The following is a 24,678-nucleotide window of genomic DNA, read 5'->3' as shown; positions in this document are numbered from 1 at the left end:
TTCAAACACGTCTAACGTTACTGGGGAGTTTGATGGCGAAGCGCATCAATAATTTGTTGATTGGCGCTCGGGAAAGGGTACATCTCAATATCATCCAACGTAACCCAGCGGACCTCATCACATGCAATCGGCTGTGGCTCTCCCACCAGATGACGGCAGTGGTGAACCGTTAGCGTTACCTTGAAGTGCGTATAGGCATGATCCACGGTGATCAAATGATCGCCCACCTCAATCTCAATGCCCAGCTCCTCTTTGATTTCCCGAGCAATGCAGTCAGGAATAGTTTCGCCCGCTTCAACCTTACCTCCAGGGAATTCCCATAGTCCGCCCAGCAATCCCTTTTGGGGACGTCTATCGATTAAAACTTGGCCCTGATCATTCCAGATCACAGCAACCCCAATTTGCTTATGGGGCAGGGGAGAGCGAGGTTCAGACATAGGTAATTTTGTTTGCAAATTCAAAAGATAAGCTTGGCAAAATTCTGACCAGGGACAGCGATCGCAACTCGGCTGCTTGGGCAGACAAATCGTCGCCCCCAAATCCATCAGAGCTTGATTGAAACCGCGCGGATACTCAGGATCCAACACCTGTTCAGAGACCAACCAGAGGTGGAGCAGCGCTCGTTTAGGCGGTACAGACAGCGCCGTTAATCGAGCTAAAACCCGCTTAACATTGCCATCTAAAATCGGAACTGGCTGATCGAAAGCCGCGCTCAGAATCCCGCCCGCAGTGGTTTTACCCACACCTGGCAACTGCAGAACCGCATCTAGCGTATCAGGAAATCGACCGCCCCATTCCGTCACAATTATCTGAGCTGCACGATGAAGATTACGGGCGCGCGCATAGTAGCCCAATCCCTGCCAAAGCTTAAGCACCTGCTGCTGATCAGCGGCAGCCAATACCTCAAGCGTCGGGAACCGCTTTAACCAACGCTGATAATAAGGGATCACCGTCTTCACCTGCGTTTGCTGCAGCATGATTTCCGAGATCCAAATCGCATAGGGGTCGAGCGTCTGCCGCCAAGGCAAATCTCGACCCCACTGGTCATACCAGATTTTTAGCGAAGTCCGTAAAGGCTGAACGACAGATGGCGGGACCGATTTCATCCTTAAGTCGATTTTAGCCCCCAATATATAAAGACTCAATCCACAGCTAAATCTGACTGCACAAGGCGCTCCACCGCTAGGCGTTGCTCAGCTGCCCGCAGAAAATAGCCGTTCAGCATTGCCACAGACATGAGATGTGCCAAGTGTTCACGACTGGTACTAACCATCACATCAAACTGTTCTGACGGCAGATTGCCCAGCAATGACAGGATATGGCGCTCCATAACCTGTTTTACCTCCTCAGACTCTGGCTTTGAAAGACGGCCGACAGAACTCTCATCCATAGACTGTACGTACTGCCAAAGCTGATTGGTGGACGGGCTAGAGGGAGCGTCAAAATTAGCGGAGGGGTCTTCTCTAAGATTATCCATTTAGAAATCCTACCTAATGGCCTGATAAGCCCACGATAACAACGCTACAGAGATCTCCGTAGTGGGCAGAACCGAACCCGAAGGTACACAAATTAAGACTTAACTGGCTAAATACTCATGGATATCTGCCTTGCGTTTACGCAGCTTATTCAAGGCCTCACGCTCAATCTGGCGGACACGCTCTCGACTAATTTCAAGCTGTTCTCCGACCTTCGCCAAGGTGAGGGGTTTACCACTATCAAGACCGAAACGGAGCGTTAACACTTGCTGTTGCTGAGACGTCAAGTCAGCCATCAAGCGCTGCAAATCCTGGCGCAACGAGACTTGAAAGGTATAAGTCTCAGGAGAGGCAGAGGGATCTTCAATCAGCTCCCCCAACTCAGTATCTTGATTGTCACCAACCTTGACATCTAAAGAGAGCGGCAACCGTGAGCGATCTAGGTATTCACGTACCTGCTTTGAGCTTAGATTGAGTGCTTCAGCGAGTTCATCAATCGTAGCGGCTCGTCCCAGTTCTTGGGCCAACTGTCGCTGTGTCTTCTTGATCTTATTAAGCTTTTCAGTAATGTGAATAGGCAGGCGAATCGTGCGTCCCTTCTCCGCGATCGCGCGGGTGATGGCTTGACGAATCCACCAGTAGGCATAGGTCGAGAATCGGTAGCCCTTCGTGGGATCAAATTTTTCGACGCCCCGCGTCATACCAATCGTGCCTTCTTGAATTAAATCCAGCAGATCAACATTGCGCTTAATATATTTCTTGGCAACGGATACCACCAAACGCAGATTGGCTTCCACCATTTTGCGCTTCGCAGCTTCACCGTCAGTGATTTGCTGCTGTAGGTCTGTTGCAGAGACCTGAGCGGCTTCTGCCCATTGCTCCAAGGCTGGTTCTTGTTCTAGCTTTTCGACTAACTCTGTTCTTAAAGTCTGAAGCTCAATAAAGCGCTGAACTTGTTTCGCGTAGGTGATCTCTTGCTCGTGAGTCAGCAAGGGCACACGGCCAATTTCGCGTAAATATGTCCGAACCAGATCTTTCGATGTGTCAGTACTTCTCATATCTTAAAACCTCGTCCGTCAGAGTAAATGTGGTCGCAAGGGTCCACAGAAGTCACATGCGATGAGATGGACAAGTAGTGACGGGCCATTACCTGCATTGCCAGTCATAGATCTATCGCTCTAAAGCTCATCGCAGCATACCTGAATGCAGAATCTGTGACAGTTAATTGCGATACGACCGTAGAGGCAATTCCATGAGTAATACAAATGAACCGTACTGTTAACAACTGTAACATTGGCCCATTTCCCAGCAGCACCTACAGCGGAATAAGCTAATTGGTTAAGGTCCAGCAATAGATGGACTTTTCCCCATTTCTCGAGCTTATTGTTACAATGCGTTACAAGAGAGCTTTCTAAAGATATTCTGAAGATATGTTGCTGCTCAGTCAGTAATTCTGAGAGTTCTCTTCTCCCGCAGTTGCAGCTTAATTTTTATTATGACCTTGGCATCTAAGTCTATTGCTTCACCTTCGACTTCAGCCTACACGTCGGCGGGAGCCCTTGTTTGGCCTGCGACAGAGCCGTCTAAGTCTGCTCAGCCTATTGTCAAGCGTCCGTCTGGCCCTCGCTACGATCCGGCCCAGATTCAGCAGCAGTATCGAGGGCAGTACGTCAAAGTTGCACGGCGATGGTGGCTGATTACGTCCTCATTTGCGCGGCTTCAGCTCAATCGCTGGTGGGATCAACGAGCAGGATTGAGCCCGAAGCAGCAGCGCAAACGGGCTGTGCAGCTACGCGAAATGCTCACAGAGCTGGGACCAGCCTTTATCAAAATTGGTCAAGCTCTCTCCACTCGGCCTGATATTTTGCCCCCGGTTTACCTTGAAGAGCTGTCCAGGCTGCAGGATCAAATTCCGCCGTTCGACAACCAGATTGCCTTTCGCTTCATTGAAGAAGGTCTGGGCCAGCCACCCCACGAGCTTTTTGCAGAGCTGAGTCCTGACCCGATTGCGGCGGCTTCTCTCGGGCAGGTTTATAAAGGACGACTGCGCTCGGGTGAACAGGTCGCAGTTAAGGTGCAGCGCCCGGGGCTCGCAGAACAAATTGCCCTAGATATCTATCTACTCCGCAGCTTAGCGACTTGGGCACAAAAACAGTTCAATCCGCGTAGTGATCTAGTAGCGATTCTGGATGAGTTCGCCGGCCGCCTATTCGAAGAGATGGACTACGTACAGGAAGGTCACAACGCTGAGCATTTTGCTGAACTGTATGGATACCTACCCGAAATTCATGTCCCGACCATTCACTGGGAATATACGAGCCGCCGGGTGCTGACAATGGAGTGGATTGATGGCACAAAGCTAACCCAACCCGAAAAGATCTTGGCTCAAGGTATTGATGCTCGACATCTGATTGATGTTGGCGTTCAGTGCTCACTTCGTCAGCTGCTAGAGCATGGCTTTTTTCATGCCGATCCCCACCCCGGCAATTTGCTGGCGACACCCGACGGCAAGCTGGCCTACCTTGACTTCGGCATGATGAGTGAGATTCGTGTCGACCAGCGCTATGGCCTCATCAATGCCATTGTCCACATCGTCAATCGTGAGTTTGAGGCGTTGGCCCATGACTACGTGCGTTTGGGTTTTTTGACGCCGGATACCGATTTAGCACCCATCGTTCCGGCATTGGGGGTCGTCTTTAATAATGCTCTGGGCGCCAGCGTGGCGGAACTCAACATTCAGAGTATTTTTGATGATCTATCAGAATTGATGTACGAGTATCCCTTTCAGGTGCCGTCCTACTATGCACTGATTGTGCGATCGCTGCTGACGATGGAAGGGATCGCTATTGGAGTTGACGAAGAATTCAAGGTTTTGAGCGCAGCCTATCCCTACGTAGCAAAACGAATTCTTACTGATCCAGCCCCTGAGCTACGGCAGAGTCTGATTGACCTGCTGTTTAAGGAAGAGGAGTTTCGCTGGAATCGCTTAGAAAATCTGCTCCGTAATGCTCAAAACAACTATGACTATGACCTCAACGGCTCTCTAGATCAGGCTCTAGATTTTCTCTTCTCAGAACGAGGCGAGTTTATGCGCGATCGCATCGCTCAGGAGTTGGTCAATGGCTTAGATAACCTGGGTCAAACAGCGCTCCATACTGCGTTGGCACCCTTGCGAAGCTTAACTGAGAAGGCTGATCACAGCATGCCGTCGTCCACCAGCACGCCTCCTGACTTCAGCGAAACATTGGCGCAGATGCAGCGAATTATGGGCCTTCTGCAGGAAACCCAGAGCTTTGACCCGTTTCAGCTTGTACCCGCCATCGCGGCAATTCTGGTCCGCCCAGAAACCCATCGTCTAGGACAGCAGGTTGCCAATGGCCTTGCTCAAAAACTAGCGGCCCGCGTCATTCGTGACGTTCTGCTAGCCAATGAACCTCAAGGTTCGGCCATCAGCGTCTCTCGTCATCGCTAGTTCAGGGAGATGCTGGGCTAGGAGACGGTGATGGACTCGCGGTTACCGTCGGGCTGGGAGGTTGGAGCGGTATCGAACTGGGCGTGGGGCTAGGCGTTGCTGTTCCGCTAGGAGCTGGACTAGGTGTGGGGCTAGGCGTGATCGGTAGCTGCGGCAAGCCCAGGGATGGCGAAGGTGCTAAGGATGGAGACGGAGACGGGGAAACCGTCTCTGCGGGAGGCGGATCGGCAGGGCGTTTTCCACGCCTGAGTCCCCGAAGCATAAGCGCACCTAAACTCAAGACAAATAATGCCAAGAGGAGTCCCGGTAGAAGCTTCTTGTTCTGCTTAGGTTTCTGTTCTGGCTCTGCCTTCGATTCTTCTAAATGGCGGAGGAGAGCCTCAGATGACTCCAGATAATCCTCAATGGAGGGATCTAAATAGTTTTCGTAAGACTTTGGAAAGTCCGCTGGAGGTGGCGTACTCAGCGGCTCTGCTGTCTCAGAGTCGAGGGCTGCATCCGGCGGTGTCTCGATTGCAATCATGTCCTCGGTTTCGGCAGGCCGATCGTTATGGGTCGTGACGAGCGCAGCTTCCTGAATTTCAGGCTCGGGCACGAGAGCGGCATCGGGCAGTGTTTCTGGCTCTGCCAGCGTTTCAGATTCTGCACTGCTGGCACTAGCAACAACGGGTTCGGGATGCATTGCAGGGTCAATAGGGGGCGGCTCAGGGGCTTCAATGGCGCTTGCTAAGGCTTGGGGTTCTGCTTCGATCTCAGGCTGCGATTCAGAGACCAAAGCGGCGCTTTCTTCGGGCGGGATTAAAAGCTGAGCCTGCTGCTGACGGTAATAGGTCAGCTCAGATTCTACGGTTAGATCTAGGCTAGCTAGCGCAGTCTGCAGGGCCGGATGCAGGGTCGCCGTTTGTTCTGAGGTCTCGTTCATATTCTAAGCCGGTAGCGTTGCACTCAATCTACCCACTCCAGTGCAAGTAGGGTATCACGAGCATTTTCATAGTAAGGCTCTCATAGTAAGGGATGAAAGAAAGCAACCTATCTTCTGTGTCGTTGGCTCAGGTGAGATCTTCGCTCCGCACGAATGCCTGCACCCTTGTGCGGCTGATGCTACAGAAATATCTGCTCTAATCAATATGTATCGGTGTGTTAGTAGGCTGAAGCGGGCCGAATTGGTGTCGCCATCGCCGACCAGCCGCTTATGGTCATCGCTAGCGAGGTTTCAACTAGCTCTCTTTAGCTCTATTCGTTCGTCACAGAGGGGGAGGCTCGTTTTTGTAACCATCCCGCCAAGATCGATAAACAAAAAGCGCTCAAGATAGCCAGTCCGGCAAACATATAACCATTGCCTTTTTCAAACAAGTTTGCACCGATAGCCACCATCGGTGCATCAGAGACGAGAGCCCCGAGTACTAGGGCTGGTAAGAACATCTTCCATTTTGTTGTGGTTAAGCCTGCACTGTAGCTTACAAAGTCAAAGGCACCTGTCATTAATGCCCCAGCCAACAAAAAGAAATTGCTTTCTAGATGTTTTTGACTTAGCTTGTCAACTTTTCCCATGAATCGAGTGCCAACCAGCTTCTCCACAAGGCCACGACCATATCGTTTTGCAAGATAAAAACCCAAGCTACAGGAGACGATATCGGCAAAGACGACAGTGGCGACAGCAACCGGGTAGTCCAGGAAAGACCCTGCAAAAAATGCCCATATCGTGCTTGGAACAATAGGAATCACCACGCTAATGGTGCGTAGCGCAAAAATACCAACGGGTGCCCAAGGTCCAAGGCTCTCGATTTTAGCTTTCAGGGGATCTAGGTCCACCTGTTGAAAAGCCCAAATGGCTAAAGCAACGCCCCCCGCAATCAGTACAAATTTAATAACCTTACGCAGCGTTTTATTCATAGAAGCAGAATCTGGGTTGGCCATCAGCGCAGAGCAAAAAGCTCTACCGACGTGATTCACAAATTGTACTTACATTCACGGGGAACGAATAATCTAGGCTAGCCGCCAGACCTGCCTATTCTTTAGCTTTGTGCTTGTCAGGCTGTTGTAGCGCATCAGCATCTATAGCTTCAAGATAATGCCGAGGTCGCAGTTGCCACCGTCTTGGCGGGTGAACCGAACTTGATAGATAACGAAAACTCATTGATAATATTAAAAAGTGTTGCGTACCTGACAAGCTGCCCACCAAAATAGCTGAGAATGTTCTCTATGGACGAGAATTAGCGTAGATTAGCGCTCTAGATCGAGGGGTGCTGAGTGCCCTAGGAACGTCAACTTCCTTTGAGTAGAGACTCCACATCTTAAGACCCCTGTTACGCATTGCTCCCGTTTTAATCAAGCCTGTTAAGGAAGCGACACCATCATGCAAGACGCGATTACTGCTGCAATCACCTCATCAGATCTGCAAGGGCAGTACCTCAACTCTGAGAGCCTAGCCCAGCTTGAGCAGTATTTTCAGACCGGTGAACTCAGGCTTAAAACAGCGGCTGTGATTAGCGACCATGCCCCCGATATCGTCAAAGATGCCGTAGCCCATTCCTTAGCAGGTGCTAATGCGGCGAAGCCTGGTACGGCAATGCACACAACTCGCCAGTATGCGGCCTGCGTACGTGACCTTGATTTTTATCTGCGCTATGCAACCTATGCCATGGTTGCTGGCGACACCTCGATTTTAGATGAGCGCGTTTTGAACGGCCTCAAGGAGACCTACCATTCACTGGGTGTATCAATTACTTCGACGGTGGGAGCTATTCAATCGATGAAGTTTGTGACCACGGAGCTGTTGGGCGAAGAGGCAGGTTGTGAACTGGGCTGCTACCTTGACTACATTTGTGACAGCCTCACCTAGAACCTTCATCTTTTCTGATATAGACAGGTAAGTCCAGAAATTCTGTTTCTAGATAGGTCTGAGCCTCTATGGCTCAGACCTATCTTTTTGAGTAGGCAAATGCATTTGGCGGGCAGGTCTCGGCTCCGCTCAACTCTCGATTAGGTAGGCAAGGCGGGCTAGATGCATCAAATTTCGTTTATGGAATGATCTAAAAGTCAACGCCTCGCTTGAGGTCAATCCCTTTTTCGGCGTAATGTTTGTGACAAACCATTTCTGAGTGAATACTCGCCAGATCAAAGTAGGCGGGTGGATTCTTGCAGCGGCCTGTAACAATAATTTCAGTATCCCTTGGCTTGCGAAGAAAAGCCTGCATAATCGGCTCCTCTGGCAACAGCTCTAGGTCAACAGTCGGGTTTAATTCATCCAAAATGATGGTTTTGTACAGGCCAGAGGCAATGGCGGCCCGCGCTACTTCCCAGCCCCGCTCGGCTTCCACGTAGTCTAGCTCCTGCTGCTGACCGCGCCAGACAATTGCATCACGTCCACAGCGCTGGTGATCCACGAGGCTAGGGTAACTTTGCTGCATGGCAGAGATAGCGGCATCTTCGGTGTAGCCGCGCCCACCCTTGAGCCACTGCATGATCAAGACGCGGTGGGACTGATCTTCGCTAATGCCACGTCCGATAGCCTGGAGGGCTTTACCTAGGGCACTAGTGGATTTACCTTTGCCGTCTCCGGTGTAGATTTCAATGCCTTCGATGCCGAGTTCTTCTGCCCGATGGGAATAGGGCTTCATTTCGGAGTGCAGATCTGTGATCTCGAGCAGCTGCTGTGGGGTGCCGCGCCCGGTGGCAATGATTTCAAGGTGCTCGGGCTTCCCCTTCAAGGATTGGACCACGTCGTCCATCGGCAACAAGCCTAGGTCTAAGACGGGGTTGAGTTCGTCGAGAACAATTACGGAGTAGAGACCAGATGCGATCGCACCTTTGGCAATATCCCACCCTCGCTGTGCTTCTTGGCGGTCAAACTTGGTAATCTCATCGGCGCCAAAGAACTCAGCCCGACCCGTGCGAACCTGATCGACTAGGTGAGGGAAGGCTCGCTGGAGTGCTTCAATAGCGGCATCTTCTGCGTAAATACGTCCCGGTCCTTTCAAAAAACGCAGCAGCAGAACCCGCGTGGGCCAAGAGGATCCAATCCCCAGCCCAATGGAGCGTAGGACTACACCCAGGGCGGCTTGAGACTTACCTTTCCCTGCGCCGTTATAAACGTGGATTTGACCGACGACCCGTTCGTTACGTCCTTGAGCGGTCTTGATCCCAATTCCGGTTCTGGTCATTGTGTTGGATGGCTATGCTTTCTCATACTGTACTGGGTTCGCCTTGTACGTTGACTCTGGAAGCACAATAATCTTTTGGGAGACAACCTGGGCATTATAGATGAAGAAACTCTGTAAAGATTAATCTCTCTAACTGTCACTTACAGAAAATGGGTATTGTACTTGACATGAACATTCGAAGAATTTGGGCCATTGCGGCGAACGTCTTCCGAGGCGTTTTGCGAGAGCGCGTGATCTACATTGTGGGTCTATACACTATTGTTTTTGTGCTGGCCGTTCTCTTTCTCAACGAAGTCTCTGTGGGAACAGAAGGCAAAATCAGCCTGGATGTGGGACTCGCAGGCATGGCGCTCTTGGGGCTGGCGGTTGCGGCCTTTGAAGGGGGCAATTTAGTCCGCAAAGAAATTGAGAAGAAGACAGCGCTGGTGCTGTTGGCAAAGCCGATGAGTCGGGCCGAGTTTATTGTCGGTAAGCATCTGGGACTCTCTGCGGTGTTGATGGTGCTCATCGCTCTGATGACGGTGATCTTTCTCACGATCATGAATTGGCGGCAGATTGACTATGGTTTTGGCAGTATGGTCACGGCTTCTTTCTACATTGGCCTTGAACTTTCGCTGATGTCAGCTGCCGCCGTTCTATTTGGGGTGTTGACCAGTTCTTTGATGGCAACGGTGCTGACGTTCACGGCGTATTTTATGGGCCACCTCAGCCATAATTTGCTGACGCTTAGCGACAAGATTGAGGCAGATAGCGTCAAAAATATTGCCAAGGGCATCTACTATATTTTCCCGGACCTATCGCGGCTCGATCTGAAAAGTCAGGCGGTTTATGGGCTGCTGCCGGAACCGGGGGTGCTCGCGGCTAATGCTGGGTATGGGGCGGTGTATGTGGTTTTGCTGCTTGCGATCGCAACCTGGCTCTTCTCATTCCGAGAGTTTTGATCCTGAGAGCAAGCTTGGGAAACACTTCCCTATACTTGGGCACTCTTATAGTTGTGTCCTGTTATTCTCAACTGAATTTTGGTCATCTAGTTGTTGAGTGAAGCACACATTTAGAAGAGAACTCTTGGATTGGACTGGCAAAACGCATGGCAGCAGGTAAATGGATTGCGAAGAATCTCAGCTTAGGTGGCATTATCAGACATACCGGGAGCGCAGCCGGTACTGCAGCAAAGCTAGGTCTTCATGGTCTCGGAGCGATTGCGGAGTCTTCAGGGAACCGTAATGTAGAAGCTATCGGTAGTGTACTTAGAACAACTGGTGAGGTCGCAAAGATCGCTTTGACAGAAACTGGCAAAGGAGCTGGTTTCGTTGCTGATAGGGCAACCGAATATGCTGGTAAAGCTGGAGGCGAATTGACCGCTTTAGGTGCTACAGCGATAGGAGCAGATCAAGCGACTATTGCTACAGCAAAGAAAGTAGGAACGGTCGTCGGATCCGCTGCCGTGGGAGCCGTTGCTGAAATTGGGGTTGCCGAAGCAGCCGTTGCGCTTTCCGCAGCTTCTGGAACTGCTGGCGCTGCAGCAACATCAAGTGGTCTTGCGGCGTTAGGCGGAGGAAGTCTCGCTACGGGTGGCGGTGGCATGGCTGCAGGGCAAGCCGTTACGCAAGGCATTGTCGGGGCTGGCAGCGTCGCAGGAGCCGTTGGTACGCTAAATTCAAAGGAAAAGCCACAACCGCTTCTTCCCGGTAGCAGAGAAGAAACGGAATAGTGTCAGATGAGTTAAAAATGGAGCTGACGGGAGTCGAACCCGTGTCCGCCCTAATTATTAGCTCTCCATTCATTCACAGGCTTAGCTTCTCTAACCCTCGAAGCGGGAATCGCCTCTTATCCCAGGCGAGGGATGCTCTAGTAAAGTTCTTTGCTTACGTCGGGACCAGAGACCCTCAGATCGCGCATCCGTTGGGGGTTATCCATAGAAATTAACGGAGTCAATCTATGAATGCTCGAACCAAAGAGTTGGTTTTTTCTAGGCGGCAGCTACTGCTGTACGCTGGCGAGCGAAAGGTACGATGTTGTTCGCATGTACGATGTTTGAGCCATTGATTTACGAGAGATAACTCACTCTCGGCCTGAATCATGAAGCTACGTTCACTAAGACGTCGAAACCGTTACAGCCCCGTGTTCTCTCACTATTATATTCCAGAGTCGGGAAATTGCTTGAATACGGCAGTAGGGATATCCCTCTATAGGACCGATAACCGTCTCCCTAAGAGCTTGTTCGGTCAATGGTTGCCCTAAAGGATTTCCTTTACGGGTAGCTCGATACCATCAACCACCGGCACCGGAAGTTGACGAGAAATATGGAAGAAAATCCACTCTTCTAAGGCTTCAACTAGCTCACTGCGGCAGGCTTCCATGGTTTCTGCGTGTGCCGTCACCCGCTCAAAACCCGGAATTTCACCGTAAATCAAGTGCTCATCTTGGGAGAGTCGATAGGTCGCTCGCTGCATGGCGGCCTGAATATAGTCTGTCAACATGAATTAGCCTGACGTTCCGCAGCACCTATGACAGAATAAGTCATAACTTCCTGAGATCTTAAGATTAATATCATTTTCGCGCTATTTTAATCATCCCTGTGAAAAATGTCTCATTCATACTTTTCTGAGGTTCCTGAAATTGCCGTTGAAACTCTAGAGGCTCAACTGAAGTCAGGACTTCAGGGGCTACAGTTCATTGATGTTCGTGAGGCGCAGGAGGTTGCGATCGCATCTCTTCCTGGCTTTGAGAACCTACCGCTGAGCGAGTTTGCTGAGTGGTCCGATCAGATTCCTCTCCGATTTGATCCGCACCAAGAAACAATGGTGCTCTGCCATCATGGTCTGCGTTCAGCCCAAATGTGTCAGTGGCTTATGCGCCAAGGGTTCACCGACGTCAAAAACGTGGCGGGCGGGATTGATGCCTATACCCGTAAAGTGGACCCCACCCTGCCCCGGTATTAAATTTTGCCGATTCAACTTTTTAATTTCGCGATTAGGACCGGTTTACATGACTGTTCAGCTCACTAAACGACAGCAGCAAATTTTGCGAGCCACCGTCAATCACTACATTGTGACAGCTGAACCCGTCGGATCCAAAGCATTGGCCCAGCGGCACTCACTCAGCCCCGCCACCATTCGCAACGTCATGGGCATGTTAGAAAAAGTGGGGCTGCTCTATCAACCTCATATCTCAGCAGGGCGCGTCCCCTCAGATTCAGGCTACCGAATCTACGTCGATAAGCTCATTACCCCATCCGAGACCCTGCGGCAGGAAGTCGAGCAGCTCTTAGAAGATCGGCTGCAGCCCGCTCGACGCAACTTTGAAACGATTCTTCGCCACGCCGCTCAAGTTCTATCGCACCTAAGCGGCTGTGTGGCCCTCATTACCCGACCTCAGACCCAAACAACCACCGTTCGTCATCTGCAGCTAGTGCCCGTTGAAAACCAGCGCGTCATGCTGATCATGGTGATGGATACCTACGAAACAGAATCTGTTCTGATGGAGTTGCCTCAGGCCCCAGAAGACAACAGCGATCCAGACCTGGTCAGCCAAGATTTGCAGCTTCTGGCTAACTTTCTCAACCACCAACTGCCAGGGCGATCGCTTCATGAGCTGGCGGCTTTGGATTGGCAAGAACTGGGTCGTGAGTTTCAAAGCTATACCCACGTCCTGCAGACACTGCTCTCTGACTTAATTCAGCGCGCCCATGCTGCCTCTCCTAATCCCATTCTGGTGGGTGGGTTTGCTGAAGTCTTGCGCCAGCCCGAATTTTCAGAGCTGCAGCAGGCCCATCCTTTGATTCATCTACTTGAAGAAAAGCAGGATCAGCTATGGCCCCTGATCTGTGAATGGTCTCAACACCGCTCTGGTGCTGCAGATGCCGCTCACGCAGACTTTGCCCATGACAAAATTAGCGTTCGGATTGGCTCAGAAAATCCCTTGACCTCCATCCAAAGCTGCACGCTGGTTTCAAAAACCTACCAAAAAGGCAAGACGCCCGTCGGGAGCGTGGGCATTTTAGGGCCGACACGCATGGCCTATGACAAAGTCATGACACTGGTGGAGGCAACTGCCAACTATCTCTCTCACTGTCTGAGTCAGCCAGCCTAATCTGAAGCTAAGGGACTAATCAATAGCGCAGGAGGCCACGTTGCATAAATTGCCGTGCAGAGACTGATAAGTTCATTAATCAGATCAATAAGCACTATCTATGGAGGGTGGGAATGAATGGGACATCCTAATGGAATGTTCAAATTCATATGATGTTTAGTTATTGGCCCTAGCCACTCACCAATATCTCGAGTAAGATGAATGCCTAAGAGGTTGATTGAAGCGATCATCTGTTTGTCGTGGGGGATAAGCATTGAAGCTTCTAAAGAACTTCGACTTCGTTAGGGGTAGAGAACTTTCTGCTTCATAAGAGAAGTTAAAATTTCTCGAAAGATAACCGATAAGGGATCCTTGCATAGGTCCTTTAGATTCCTGGCTTGCAGGAATCAGACATCAGCTTTACTAACTTGTTCTGTTCCGGGGGGGTACGGGAACACCAGGTTGTCAGCTCCGTCTTGTACATTTTGTTTGGCCGCTAGCTTTGCATAGTAGCTGCTCAGATACTCAGGTACAGCCTGAGGCACCTGATATTAGGTCGCTATACAAATTTCTAATTTATGCCGTCGTTTGATGTGATTTGGATTGATATTAATCATGCCACCTTATACACCTACTTTAGACACGACTAATCTTGCAGAAACCCATTTATCAAAAGAGGCTGTTAAGCATTGGATATCAGAGCTGACAGACTTTACGCCGCAGCAGATAGACAGGGTTGTTGCTGAGCGCTACCAAGATACTCGGTCCTAGACCACAAGCTATCGAAGAAGATGTGGGACAATCGTGACGCAACTAGATCACCCCTCATTTTTGAAAGATTAGCCGAAGACTATGGGCAATACATTTGGACATCTGTTTCGGATTACGACGTTTGGTGAATCCCACGGCGGCGGCGTCGGTGTGGTGATTGACGGATGTCCGCCCATGCTCGCGATTTCTGAAGCCGAAATTCAAGTTGAACTCGACCGGCGACGTCCGGGGCAGAGCCGAATCACCACGCCTCGCAAAGAGGCCGACACCTGCGAGATTGTCTCGGGTGTATTTCAGGGGCAGACGCTCGGTACGCCGATCACAATTTTGGTCCGCAACAAGAATACGCGCCCCCAAGACTACAGTGAGATGGCCCAGGTTTATCGCCCATCTCATGCAGATGCCACCTATGACGCGAAATATGGGGTGCGCAACTGGCAAGGCGGTGGGCGCTCCTCGGCTCGGGAGACCATTGGTCGGGTGGCAGCAGGTGCGATCGCGAAAAAAATTCTTGCCCAAATTGCAGGCGTCGAAATCATCGGCTACGTCAAACGCATCAAAGACCTTGAAGCTGAGATTGATCCCGAGCAGGTCACCCTCGAAGCTGTAGAAAGCAATATCCTTCGCTGTCCTAACGCAGAGGCCGCTGAGCAAATGATCGAAATTATCGATCAGGCTCGCAAAGATGCAAACTCTTTGGGGGGCGTTGTTGAATGCGTAGCTCGTCAGGTTCCCATCGGTCTGGGAAGCCCGGTGTTCGATAAGCTAGAAGCCGATCTTGCCAAAGGTGTTATGTCGCTACCGGCTAGTAAAGGGTTCGAGATTGGGTCAGGATTTGCGGGAACACGGCTAACGGGAATTGAGCATAATGATGAGTTCTACACCGACGAGACAGGCCGCATCCGGACGGTGACTAATCGCTCTGGCGGCATTCAAGGCGGAATCTCCAACGGAGAGAATATCGTGCTGCGGGCTGCGTTTAAGCCCACGGCAACCATTGGCAAATCCCAGAAAACGGTTAATCAGGCAGGTGAAGAGACAACGCTGGCCGCAAAGGGACGCCATGATCCCTGTGTCTTGCCCAGAGCAGTGCCGATGGTGGAGGCAATGGTGGCGTTAGTGCTCTGCGATCATCTCCTGCGCAATGAAGCTCAGTGCCGAACGCTGCCGAGATCTGAGTAGATTTCACGAGTGAAGGTTGCGGATCAGTCCATTTATCGTCAGAAGAATTTCCCTGTGATGAATGCTTCGGCACGGTTTATGACAGCGTTTCAATTACCCGCACCAAGCCTTGATAGACATTCGCGAGAAAATCTAGGTCGAGGGTCTTAATAGTATCCTTCGCGGTGTGATAATTTGGGTTCCTTGCATCTGCGGTGTCGGTGACCATCATCGCGCGATAGCCCAGATCCCAAAACGGTGCGTGATCGCTGCGTCGCATGTCCGGCAGAATTTTCCCTTTTAGAGGGACTGGTAGCCATTGGCAAGGAACTTTCTCTTTCATCTTGCGGCTGATACTCAGCATGTCGCCGGCTGCCTCTAGATTGCCGATTAAAGCAATAAAGTTGCCCTGAGAAGGATAGATAAACTCTAGAAATTTTGCGGGGTAAGTTTGTGACCCAGGGGTGTCGCTGCAGTATCCCAGCGACTCTAGTGACAGCATTAGCCGCAGCTTTTCGCCTCTCTCTCGAAGCAATGTTGCATAGGGTAGGCTGCCGCCCCAGCCATACTCTTCGAGATCAAATGCAACTAGACGAATTGGATACTTTGCTGCTGTCTGACTAAAGTAGCGGGCTAGCTCCAGCAATACGGCGATTCCTGTAGCGTTATCGTCAGCCCCTGGAGATCCGGGAACGGTATCGTAATGGGCGCCGATCAAAATCGGTGCTGCTTTCTTGCCTCCTGCGCGTCGCCCTATATTCAGAATCAGATTTTCATAAGTTTTGCCTTGCCATTTAGATGAATGTGTCTCTACCTCGCCAAAGTTTGCGAGCTCTTGACGGATGTACTCTCGCACAAAATAGTGACCTGCCTGCCCTAAGAACGGGTCTCGCTCCCGCACAAGTTGCTGGAGGTGCTGGGAGAGGTGCTGTTGTAATAGGGCTATATTCAAATCGAATACTGTCCTGATTAAAAGGTTGGTAGTAAGTAGGTATGCCAAGTTCACTTTAGAGCCTCAATCCCAATATTACAGACTCACCTTTCATCCCCTAGCTCCACACTGGGCGATACATTATGCACAAGCTTTTAAAACTCTCTGTACAAAAGGCTTTAAGGATTTTTGTCTCTTAAAAGATAGTTCTTCGTTGAGAGCTGGTGCAACCGAAAAAGAGGGTTAGCGCACATCATCTATTTCCCAAACATGTTCTAAATGATGTAACACTCACAACGGTCTATGGTTTATGGAAAAGAGGAACCTACTCCCAGAAGCTATTATTAGTGAGATATGTAGGGTATTTTTTTAATCCCATGCATTGAAAATATAGGCTGGAAATTGATTTACGGTTTTATGAGTAAGGCACAGGTGTCAGAGGAGATTTATAGGTGCTATCAGTTGCCTATCCGACAGAACTCAACTCAGCTTCTCAAATAATCCACAATAGATTTCCTCTTTCTGAAGAGGGGAAGGAAAGGCTTGATTATTTATTTTTTAATTTCCAACCTCTTTGTAGATTTTCTTTGAGAGAGCTTTAAAATCATAGGGAGTTTGCACTAAAACAATCCGTATCTCAATAGCCATTGTGGAGGCAACGAAAAAGACAAATCATCCACTATAAATTCAAGATAGTTCTGACAACTATCTGTATGAGCTTGAATTCATGCTGCAAAATTAGGAGATACTCACGAGAGGTCCAATGCATCTGTAAAAATAAATGTAAAATGCATAAAAAATGGCGAAAAATCACATAAGACATTTGCAAACCGGAATAACTTTTTGTATTGCTTTTTATTTTTTGGTGGGCTTAGTCGCCTGGAAGTCAGGTCGGGAAAGAGGGGCTACTGAGATATTCCCGATTTTTAGCTGGTCTCTTTTTTCAACAATTCCTCAGCCTAGCCAAAGGAAGTTTGATGTGATTGTCTATGAACATAATGGCAAAGGAATTCATCCTCCTGTTACTTTCAACAAAGCTCCCGACTCTATTGCCCCCAGCAGAGATATCAATGCAGTAGTCGTAATTCAGAAAATGGGGAAATCTTATCTAAAAGACGACAGTGCTGGCTTTGAACGATTTCAAAATCTCTTTGAGAAGAATTACTTGAAGGGTGAAGTTAAGTACGAGCTTATATCTGAAACCTATAACCCAGTAGATAAATATAAGTCTGGCGAATCAAAAGTTAGGCATCTAGATTATTTTGTGAGTGGCTTATAGAAATGAATTGTTCTGCAAAGCTCTTGGTGAAGTTCTTCAGTGGGGGACGTTCAAATCAAAGTCTTTCTTTTACTTTGACTCATAAGTTTTTGTCAGTTCAATTCATTGTTCGCTGTTTTTATGCATTAGTTGCTTTTTACTCTCTTCAGTCTCTTAGTTTTTGGCCAGACTACTTAAACAAAATAGATCTGGTTCCTCTCTGGCCTGTTTACTGGCTGAACTACGTTGATATTTCTTCTGGAATCACACTTATCTTTTGGTTTTACATCATAGGTGGCTTTTTGGCATTGACCGCTACTCGTTGGCGAACGGCTCGGATTCTTATCTTTCTAGCATTGCTAGAGTTCATGGCATTTGATAATTCATTTGGGAAAATTAATCACGGAGGCCATTTACAGCTTCTACTCAGTTTTATCCTGATATTCCTTCCTCCTGGCTGGTTTTTGGAAAAGCCAGAGAAGGCGATACGAGCAGCCACTTTGATCGTCTTTTCAGGTTGTCAGTCAATGATTATGTTGACTTATACTATGTCCGGCTTCTTTAAAATTATTCAGATACCGATCCAGGCAATACGGAACCAAGTGCATACTTTAATGCCTGAGGCTCTTCCGCTTCAGATTGCCAACCGTTTGGTGCAGACTGATGCGACTAGCTATCTCGGTACTTGGCTAATCGAGCACTATTTTATTGCTTGGCCGTTGATGATCGGTACAATTTATCTGCAATTTTTCTCTCTCTGGGCATCCTTTCGGCCATCGTTACATCGATTGTGGGGATTGGGGTTGATCTGCTTTCATATTGCATCTCAACTGACGATGTCAATCTCATTTTGGAGTAATTGTCTTTGGTTAACGCTTTTCTTTGTGAACTCTCCTTTTGCTCCAAAGCGCTTCGTTTGGCGGCAAATTGTTCGAGATTTGCCTTTATTTGGCTTTGTCTTTATGAAAAAGGGTAAGTTCTTTGCCAACGCAACCCAATAATCCAAGCAGTCTGATACCAAGTGTCTCTCGGGATAGCCCTCACCTCTTTATAGATAGTGTCGTTTTTAGAGGCTAACGGCTATATCCTCACATGCTACCGTGATAAGCCCGTAGGAAAACTCGCGCTCAGCTCATTCTAATAAAGAGCCTCCGTTGGGATGATGAAAGCACGTCCTAACCCATTGAAATTGGTGGGGCAAATAAGCCTGAAATTTATTCGCAGGTAAGTGATGTTACTTTCTAAGACCTGTGTGCACAGTCGGCTAATGGGCAGGCAAAATGAGCTGCATGATTGCTACGTCATGCCAACGACCATGTGTGAAGCCGATCTCTTCTTGAATGCCAACTGTTTCAAACCCAAATTGTTCATGGAAGCGGATGCTGCCTTGATTGGAGGCCACAATTTTGAGAACAACGTGGTGATAATTCAGCTCTACCGCCTTCTGCAGCAAAGCCTTTTGCAAAATACTGCCGTAGCCTTTCCCTGTTTCTGCACTATCGAGATAAATTGAGGTTTCACAGCAAAATCGATAGCCTGTGCGATCGCTATAGCGTTTGACAACACCCCAGCCCAAAATCTGATCGTTGTATACAAGGACTAAGAGAGACTCGCGATCGCAAAATCCTTCCACCCATCGTTGTATATAACCTGCCGATAGTTCCTGCTCATGGAAGGTCATACCGCCGGTTGCGATCGCCTGGTTATAGATCGACGCAACGGCTGAGTAATCCTGTCTTTTGCTTGGCCTCACGCTTATGGAGGCATCTGCTAGGTCCCTACTATCCATTGCATCCTGGTCGAGTGATTACAAATGACTTCAGATCATAGCAGGGGAATACTGCGAGTGCTTGACAGTGAAGCATCCACAATTCCGGAAGCCTTAATCAGAGCTGAATCGCGACCTGAGGCTATCATAGGATTACCAAAGCTTTGAGCCAGCATGATGGAGTCTCTGCTGTCTGTTTTTGAGCCGGAACTGTTCACAAAAGTCTTAATGACCTAGCAAGAATGAATAGATGTCTAGATGACTTCGTGAGTCGTTTAGAACCTGATCCCATCACGCCAGACCCTAACGAGAGAGAGCATGAGGATTCTGATTGTTGAAGATGATGAGCTGAATGCAAAAGCGCTTGAGCTCCTGTTTACCCAACAGAATTATGCAGTGGAGAAGGTCGCAGACGGTCAAGCCGTCGCAGATCTCGTGGAGGCGTTCGAGTACGATCTGATTCTTTCTGACGTGATGCTACCAGGGCTAGATGGCGTCAGTCTCTGTCGACAGTTGCGATCGCAAGGCTGCCCCACTCCCATTTTATTGCTCACAGGCAAAGACAGTGGTCATGACAAGGCCATGGGCCTAGATGCCGGAGCCGACGACTATGTTGTTAAGCCCTTTGATCCAGAAGAGTTAACGGCGCGGGTGCGAGCCCTACTGCGTCGGAGCCAAGGCACTGAAGCCCCCATCCTTGAATGGGAAAATATTCGGCTCGATCCCAAAGCCTGTGAAGTCACCTATGCTGATGTTCTGCTATCGCTAACCCCCAAAGAATATGCACTCCTAGAGCTATTGATGCGCAATAATCGTCGCGTCTTTAGCTGTGGCATGGTCTTAGAGCATCTGTGGACCTACGAAGATACGCCAGGAGAAGAAGCCGTTCGCACCCACATTAAAGGGCTCCGGCAGAAGCTTAAGGCTGCGGGTGCCCCCCCTGACTTAATTGAAACAGTCTATGGGATTGGATACCGCCTCAAGCCCCTTCCTGAACCCGCCAAGCCACAGGTGATGCCAGAAGCTGAACCACAGCCACAGGCCGCCCTCACCGATGTTTGGGTCAAATTCCAGCCTCGGATTAACCAGCAGGTCGGTATCTTAGAGCAGGCTGCCACCGCCCTCACGCAAGGTTCGTTAGCGACAGAACTCCATCAACAGGCGCGACAAGAAGCCCATACTTTAGCTGGAGGACTCGGCACTTTTGGTTATGCCCAAGGGTCGCAGTTCGCGCGCAGCATTGAGCATTTACTCCAGGAGACGATCCTGACCGAGGATCAAGCCTTAGCGCTGCAGCAGAATGTCATTGCGCTGCGGTCTGAAATTAGCCGTGCCGATTTGCCGTCCCTCAGGTCTTTCCCGCCTCAGCCCCCCTACCCCATCTTGGAGCCGTCCACTGCCGGGCCGCGGGAAGGCCTTACCGTTCCGCCCTCTTCCCTAGGCTCTATAGAGGCTCAGATCATGGTTGTTGATGACGATCCCCTTGTTTCGGAGACCGTCACGACCCTCCTGCAACCCTGGGGATTTCAGGTGACAACCCTCACCGAACCGAGTCAGGTTTGGCAGAGGCTGGCCGAACACACCCCTGATTTATTGGTGCTAGATGTTGAGATGCCGAAGATGAACGGCATTGATCTCTGCCAGAAAATTCGCGATGACGCTCGCTGGGAGCAGCTACCGATCATTTTCTTGACGGCCCACACTGAAGCTGAAATCGTCAACCGGGTCTATAGCGTCGGAGCCGATGATTTCGTCAGTAAGCCGATTATGGGGCCTGAACTGATCGTGCGAATTCTCAATCGCTTAGAGCGCACCAGACTGCAGCGGCAGCTCTCTAAAATTGAGCCGCTCGCCGAGGTACTCAAACATGATGAGCGCACCCATCTGTTAGAGCGACTGCTGGATAATGCTGAACAACAGCACAATGAAGCCGCGCTGCAGCAGCAGGTGGCCCAGGAGCAACTCGTGGGAGAGATCGCCGCTCACATTCGCCAGTCTCTAGACTTAAAGGATATTTTGAGCACGGCTGTGACGGAAGTACAGCGAGTACTGGCAACCGACCGTGTCCTGATTTTTAAGTTCAACCCAGACTGGAGCGGCAAGGCACTCGTTGAGTCTTTAGGGGCGACGACCTGGACCTCAGTGCTTGAGATGAAGATTTATGATCCCTGCTTTGCTGAAGCCTACATTGAACCCTTTCGCCAGGGGCACGTTACGGCCTTTGAAGATGTTCACTGTGCTGGGTTGACACCTTGCTATATCGAATTCCTAGAGCAGTTTCAGGTGCAGGCTAGCCTGATCGTACCGATTCTGCAGGGCGATCGGCTTTGGGGGTTGTTGATTGCTCACCACTGCTCTGCCCCTCGACAGTGGCAGCAAAGTGAAATCAATTTGCTCACCCGACTGGCAACCCAGCTGGCCATCGCGCTGCAGCAATCGGAGCTTTATCAGAAATTACAAATTGAACTAGCTGAACGTGAACAGGTGGAAATTGTGCTGCAAGAAGCGCGCAAAAACTTGGAGAGCAAGGTGACCGAGCGTACGGCAGAACTGATCAGCGTCAACCAACAGCTCAACCAAGAACTGTTTGAACGCAAGGCCACCGAGAGCGCCCTGAAGGTTTCTCAAGAGCGCTTTTCAGGCATTTTAGAAATTGCCAACGACGCTATTATTTCCGTCAATGCTTCTGAGGCCATTACCCTTTTTAATCAGGGCGCTGAGCAAATTTTTGGTTACGAATCCTCAGAGGTGATTGGGCAATCCTTAGATCTGCTTCTGCCCAATCAGGCGGAGATGATTCATCGTCAGCGTGTTGCCAGTGGGGGACCGTCGACGCGGATTGCAGAGCGCCAAGAACTCTTTGGTCGCCGTAAAGATGGCACCGAATTTCCAGCTGAGGCTTCGATTTCAAAGCTGGAATTAGAAACTGAAACCCTTTACACCGTCATTCTGCGTGATATTTCACAGCGTAAACAGGCCCAGGAAACGCTGGAGCGCATGAGTCATCAAAACGAGCTAATTCTTAACGCCATTGGCGAAGGACTCTGCGGGCTCAATCTGCAGGGGCAATTCACCTTCGTCAATGCTGCTGCCGAACAATATCTTGGGTACACCGCCGATGACTTAATGAATCAAACCCTTGAAATTCTCTTCCCCAGTGTTCTCGAACCCGACCATCGTGAGCTTGTTCCAGAGGCTTTGGCCTCTATCTATGCTTCACTGCAGGCCGGGACACCGCAGCCGCTATCAGAGGCAATCTTCTGCCGCCGAGACCGTTTCTGCTTCCCGGTGGAATATCTCAGTACTCCCATTCTTGAGCAGGGCAAGATTATTGGCGCTGTGATCACTTTTAAAGACATTAGCGATCGCAAAGTCATGGAGCGGATGAAGGATGAATTCATCTCCATTGTCAGTCATGAACTACGGACGCCCCTCACTTCTATTCACGGGTCTCTACGGATGCTTGCCAGCGGCATGCTCAGCACCCAAGCAGACAAAAACCAGCGGCTGCTCAAGATCGCCGCAGACAGTACCGACCGGCTGGTGCGCTTAATTAACGATGTATTAGACGTTGAGCGCATCGAATCGGGCAACGTGGAAATGAAGCTGCGGCCCTGCTGGGCTGAAGCTCTGATGACGCAGGCCGCCAATACGATGCAGGGGATGGCCGAACAGGAGGGCGTCACCTTGATAGTGCAACCGATCTCCGCGCAGATTCGGGCCGACCCAGATCGGATTTTGCAAACCTTCACCAATCTCCTGAGCAACGCCATTAAATTCTCAACTCGTGGCAGTACCGTATGGCTCAGCGCTGAAACGACACAGCCGCAGGTCCTCTGCTTTAGCGTGCAGGATCGGGGGCGCGGGATTGCTGCGGACAAGATTGACCTGATCTTTGAGCGATTTCAGCAGGCTGATTCTTCTGATACCCGCAATCATGAGGGCACGGGCCTAGGTCTATCGATTTGCCGCAGTATTGTTCAGCAGCATGGCGGACAAATCTGGGTCGATAGTCAGCTGGGGCAGGGCAGTACGTTTTACTTCACCATTCCCCAGCCGACTACGTGAGCGAGTTCAGGCTCGCCACAACGCGCTGTGGCGGCTAGAGATCAACGTTGACGAGAGAGAAACCGCTGCTGCTCTGCCGCTGATTGTCGAGGTGTTCGGATTGCCAATCCATGGGCGTCTGAGCGTTCTCATTGACTGGAGTCGTGCCATCCAACTTGAGAGTTTCAGACGTTTTCCTTTCTGGTCTTTGAGTCTGCGGGGCTTGAAACAAGTTCTCATTGGACTGCGTCAGGGCACCCCCTAAGGCGTCGGCACTTTGTTGCGGCGGCGGCTGGGGGGTAGACTGGGCTGATGCTGGGGGCTGGAATGTTGCGATCGCAAGCGGCAAGCTACAGGCTACGGCTGTGCCCAAGCCTCCGAAAATCATCTTTGTGAGTGAGAACATGATTCTTCCTGGAGTGATTAACAACTGAAAATTGACACAGCGACTATCAGAGATAAGGCAACGTGATGTCCTGTGTAGCGCAATCGCAAGCTGAATGCTTGCAGAAACAAGACAAGCGGATACATTGACTTGCTGATGGAGTCAGATTGATGCGAATGCCTTCCTCACCCGATTTAAATTAAATAGCTCAGAGATGAGAATCACTACAGCTCAATCTGAACATCTGCTGAGACATCCCTCAAATTGGGAACAAAAGCTATAGTTTGAGGAACACAAAAAACTATTTACCCCTCTATGTGTCGTTTGCTTGGCTACCTCGGTCCCTCTGTTCGCTTAGACACACTGTTGCTGAAACCCGAGCATTCACTAATTGCGCAAAGCTACCAACCCCGAGAAATGACCGCTGGGTTGCTCAATGCAGATGGCTTTGGCCTTGGCTGGTACCATCCTGAACAGCCCATTGCACCCTGTATCTATCGTAATACAACGCCCATTTGGAGCGATCAAAACCTTACAAATCTTGCTCACTATGTAGAATCTGGCTGTATGCTCGCCTATGTCCGCAGCGCCACCGTAGGCCAAAGCGTGCAGCTCAGTAACTGCCAGCCCTATCGGCAAGGGCAACTGCTAGGCATTCACAATGGGTTTATTGATCAATTTCGCTCAACACTCTATCGCAAGCTGCGGAGTCATCTAAGCGATCGCTGCTATCAGACCATCGAGGGCACCACCGATTCAGAGCATATCTTTGCCCTCGTCTGCCATGAACTTGAGCAGACCCCTGACTTACCGCTGCAGTCTGCACTGACGGCGACCCTGAAACGCATTACCAACTGGGCCGCAGCTGCCAACATTAGCGTCAGCTTGAACATTGTTTTGAGTGATGGTCAGTCCCTAGTCGCTTCAAGATATGCCTATCCCAACCCCCCTCCTTCCCTTTACTGGGTTCAGGATGACTTATCTCTACCCAGCGGTGTCTTAATTGCGTCTGAGCCAACTTTTGAGAACAAACACTGGACTGCGGTTGCTGAGAACAGCCTCGTAGTCGTCACCCCAGATCAAGAGGTCTATACAGAAACAGTTTAAAATCACTCAGTTTTGCTCTGCCAGACTTGCCGTACCGGAATCAGAAGGCAAACCAGTGTTTTATGAAGT

General features: G+C 50.0%; 22 protein-coding genes and 1 other RNA gene. 12 read left to right on the top strand and 11 right to left on the bottom strand.

All coding sequences use genetic code 11. From position 1 onward, the window contains the following. Nucleotides 1-17 precede the first annotated feature (17 nt). The 3 genes from mutY to C1752_RS09060 form a co-directional block, all read right to left on the bottom strand. Nucleotides 18-1,106 carry an A/G-specific adenine glycosylase gene (mutY, locus tag C1752_RS09070; RefSeq protein WP_110985730.1) on the bottom strand — a complete coding sequence of 363 codons (1,089 nt, stop codon included), beginning with the start codon at nt 1,104-1,106 and terminating at the stop codon, nt 18-20. 35 nt (nt 1,107-1,141) lie between these two features. Continuing rightward, on the bottom strand, nt 1,142-1,477 hold the full coding sequence (locus C1752_RS09065; protein WP_110985729.1) for a DUF760 domain-containing protein: 336 nt from the start codon (nt 1,475-1,477) through the stop codon (nt 1,142-1,144). Nucleotides 1,478-1,576: 99 nt separating this feature from the next. After that, nucleotides 1,577-2,533: an RNA polymerase sigma factor, RpoD/SigA family gene (locus tag C1752_RS09060; RefSeq protein WP_110985728.1), complete on the bottom strand. Its 957-nt coding sequence runs from the start codon at nt 2,531-2,533 to the stop codon at nt 1,577-1,579. Nucleotides 2,534-2,970: 437 nt separating this feature from the next. Here C1752_RS09060 and C1752_RS09055 point away from each other — a divergent pair, with 437 nt between their 5' ends. Then, nucleotides 2,971-4,947: an ABC1 kinase family protein gene (locus C1752_RS09055; RefSeq protein ID WP_110985727.1), complete on the top strand. Its 1,977-nt coding sequence runs from the start codon at nt 2,971-2,973 to the stop codon at nt 4,945-4,947. A gap of 1 nt (nt 4,948) precedes the next feature. Here C1752_RS09055 and C1752_RS09050 read toward each other — a convergent pair whose 3' ends face one another. Together C1752_RS09050 and C1752_RS09045 are read right to left on the bottom strand one after the other, a co-directional pair. Then, on the bottom strand, nt 4,949-5,869 hold the full coding sequence (locus tag C1752_RS09050; protein WP_110985726.1) for a hypothetical protein: 921 nt from the start codon (nt 5,867-5,869) through the stop codon (nt 4,949-4,951). A 311-nt stretch (nt 5,870-6,180) separates the two neighbouring features. Next, nucleotides 6,181-6,840 (bottom strand): TVP38/TMEM64 family protein, encoded by a 660-nt coding sequence (locus C1752_RS09045; RefSeq protein ID WP_110985839.1) that lies wholly within the window; start codon nt 6,838-6,840, stop codon nt 6,181-6,183. 463 nt (nt 6,841-7,303) lie between these two features. On the opposite strand from C1752_RS09045, the gene C1752_RS09040 reads away from it, so the two are divergent. Continuing rightward, nucleotides 7,304-7,789 carry a bilin-binding protein gene (locus C1752_RS09040; protein ID WP_110985725.1) on the top strand — a complete coding sequence of 162 codons (486 nt, stop codon included), beginning with the start codon at nt 7,304-7,306 and terminating at the stop codon, nt 7,787-7,789. 190 nt (nt 7,790-7,979) lie between these two features. Here the strand turns inward: C1752_RS09040 and C1752_RS09035 are convergent, their stop codons facing one another. Then, nucleotides 7,980-9,110 carry a cob(I)yrinic acid a,c-diamide adenosyltransferase gene (locus C1752_RS09035; RefSeq protein ID WP_110985724.1) on the bottom strand — a complete coding sequence of 377 codons (1,131 nt, stop codon included), beginning with the start codon at nt 9,108-9,110 and terminating at the stop codon, nt 7,980-7,982. A gap of 167 nt (nt 9,111-9,277) precedes the next feature. Here C1752_RS09035 and C1752_RS09030 point away from each other — a divergent pair, with 167 nt between their 5' ends. After that, nucleotides 9,278-10,051: an ABC transporter permease gene (locus C1752_RS09030; RefSeq protein ID WP_110985723.1), complete on the top strand. Its 774-nt coding sequence runs from the start codon at nt 9,278-9,280 to the stop codon at nt 10,049-10,051. Nucleotides 10,052-10,197: 146 nt separating this feature from the next. After that, nucleotides 10,198-10,821: a hypothetical protein gene (locus C1752_RS09025; protein WP_110985722.1), complete on the top strand. Its 624-nt coding sequence runs from the start codon at nt 10,198-10,200 to the stop codon at nt 10,819-10,821. A gap of 15 nt (nt 10,822-10,836) precedes the next feature. Here C1752_RS09025 and ssrA read toward each other — a convergent pair. Together ssrA and C1752_RS09015 are read right to left on the bottom strand one after the other, a co-directional pair. Next, nucleotides 10,837-11,231, bottom strand: a transfer-messenger RNA (tmRNA) gene (gene ssrA, locus C1752_RS09020). Between the two features lie 116 nt (nt 11,232-11,347). Further along, complete coding sequence (locus C1752_RS09015) at nt 11,348-11,590, bottom strand: type II toxin-antitoxin system HicB family antitoxin (RefSeq protein WP_110985721.1); 243 nt, start codon at nt 11,588-11,590, stop codon at nt 11,348-11,350. Between the two features lie 105 nt (nt 11,591-11,695). On the opposite strand from C1752_RS09015, the gene C1752_RS09010 reads away from it, so the two are divergent. From C1752_RS09010 to aroC, 4 genes are all read left to right on the top strand, one after another. Continuing rightward, a complete protein-coding gene (locus C1752_RS09010; protein ID WP_110985720.1) occupies nt 11,696-12,052 on the top strand; it encodes a rhodanese-like domain-containing protein in 357 nt (118 codons plus the stop codon). Between the two features lie 46 nt (nt 12,053-12,098). Beyond that, the gene (gene hrcA / locus C1752_RS09005) at nt 12,099-13,202 is read left to right on the top strand and encodes a heat-inducible transcriptional repressor HrcA (protein WP_110985719.1); all 1,104 of its coding nucleotides are present in this window, start codon (nt 12,099-12,101) and stop codon (nt 13,200-13,202) included. Nucleotides 13,203-13,796: 594 nt separating this feature from the next. Next, the gene (locus tag C1752_RS28910; protein WP_199464331.1) at nt 13,797-13,952 is read left to right on the top strand and encodes a hypothetical protein; all 156 of its coding nucleotides are present in this window, start codon (nt 13,797-13,799) and stop codon (nt 13,950-13,952) included. Nucleotides 13,953-14,033: 81 nt separating this feature from the next. Then, nucleotides 14,034-15,134 carry a chorismate synthase gene (aroC, locus tag C1752_RS09000; protein ID WP_110985718.1) on the top strand — a complete coding sequence of 367 codons (1,101 nt, stop codon included), beginning with the start codon at nt 14,034-14,036 and terminating at the stop codon, nt 15,132-15,134. A gap of 76 nt (nt 15,135-15,210) precedes the next feature. On the opposite strand, the gene C1752_RS08995 is transcribed toward aroC, so the two are convergent. After that, on the bottom strand, nt 15,211-16,065 hold the full coding sequence (locus tag C1752_RS08995; RefSeq protein ID WP_199464330.1) for a M28 family peptidase: 855 nt from the start codon (nt 16,063-16,065) through the stop codon (nt 15,211-15,213). A gap of 778 nt (nt 16,066-16,843) precedes the next feature. Here C1752_RS08995 and C1752_RS08990 point away from each other — a divergent pair. Together C1752_RS08990 and C1752_RS08985 are read left to right on the top strand one after the other, a co-directional pair. Beyond that, nucleotides 16,844-17,323, top strand: coding sequence for a hypothetical protein (locus C1752_RS08990; RefSeq protein ID WP_110985717.1), 480 nt, complete (start codon nt 16,844-16,846; stop codon nt 17,321-17,323). Between the two features lie 2 nt (nt 17,324-17,325). Further along, a complete protein-coding gene (locus C1752_RS08985; protein ID WP_110985716.1) occupies nt 17,326-18,303 on the top strand; it encodes a hypothetical protein in 978 nt (325 codons plus the stop codon). Between the two features lie 263 nt (nt 18,304-18,566). On the opposite strand, the gene C1752_RS08980 is transcribed toward C1752_RS08985, so the two are convergent. Next, nucleotides 18,567-19,055, bottom strand: a complete 489-nt coding sequence (locus tag C1752_RS08980) for a GNAT family N-acetyltransferase (RefSeq protein ID WP_233501484.1) — start codon at nt 19,053-19,055, stop codon at nt 18,567-18,569. 333 nt (nt 19,056-19,388) lie between these two features. On the opposite strand from C1752_RS08980, the gene C1752_RS28905 reads away from it, so the two are divergent. Then, nucleotides 19,389-23,138, top strand: coding sequence for a response regulator (locus tag C1752_RS28905; protein WP_199464329.1), 3,750 nt, complete (start codon nt 19,389-19,391; stop codon nt 23,136-23,138). Between the two features lie 34 nt (nt 23,139-23,172). On the opposite strand, the gene C1752_RS08965 is transcribed toward C1752_RS28905, so the two are convergent. Next, on the bottom strand, nt 23,173-23,523 hold the full coding sequence (locus tag C1752_RS08965) for a hypothetical protein (RefSeq protein WP_110985714.1): 351 nt from the start codon (nt 23,521-23,523) through the stop codon (nt 23,173-23,175). Nucleotides 23,524-23,817: 294 nt separating this feature from the next. Between C1752_RS08965 and egtC the strand changes: the two genes are divergently transcribed. Continuing rightward, nucleotides 23,818-24,609 carry an ergothioneine biosynthesis protein EgtC gene (gene egtC / locus C1752_RS08960; protein WP_110985713.1) on the top strand — a complete coding sequence of 264 codons (792 nt, stop codon included), beginning with the start codon at nt 23,818-23,820 and terminating at the stop codon, nt 24,607-24,609. The last annotated feature ends 69 nt before the right edge of the window (nt 24,610-24,678 follow it).

Origin of the sequence: Acaryochloris thomasi RCC1774, assembly GCF_003231495.1 — a bacterium.
In the GTDB taxonomy this organism is placed as follows: Bacteria; Cyanobacteriota; Cyanobacteriia; order Thermosynechococcales; family Thermosynechococcaceae; genus RCC1774.
Note: the sequence above shows the minus strand (reverse complement) of the source record. Positions and strands in the feature narration are given on the sequence as shown.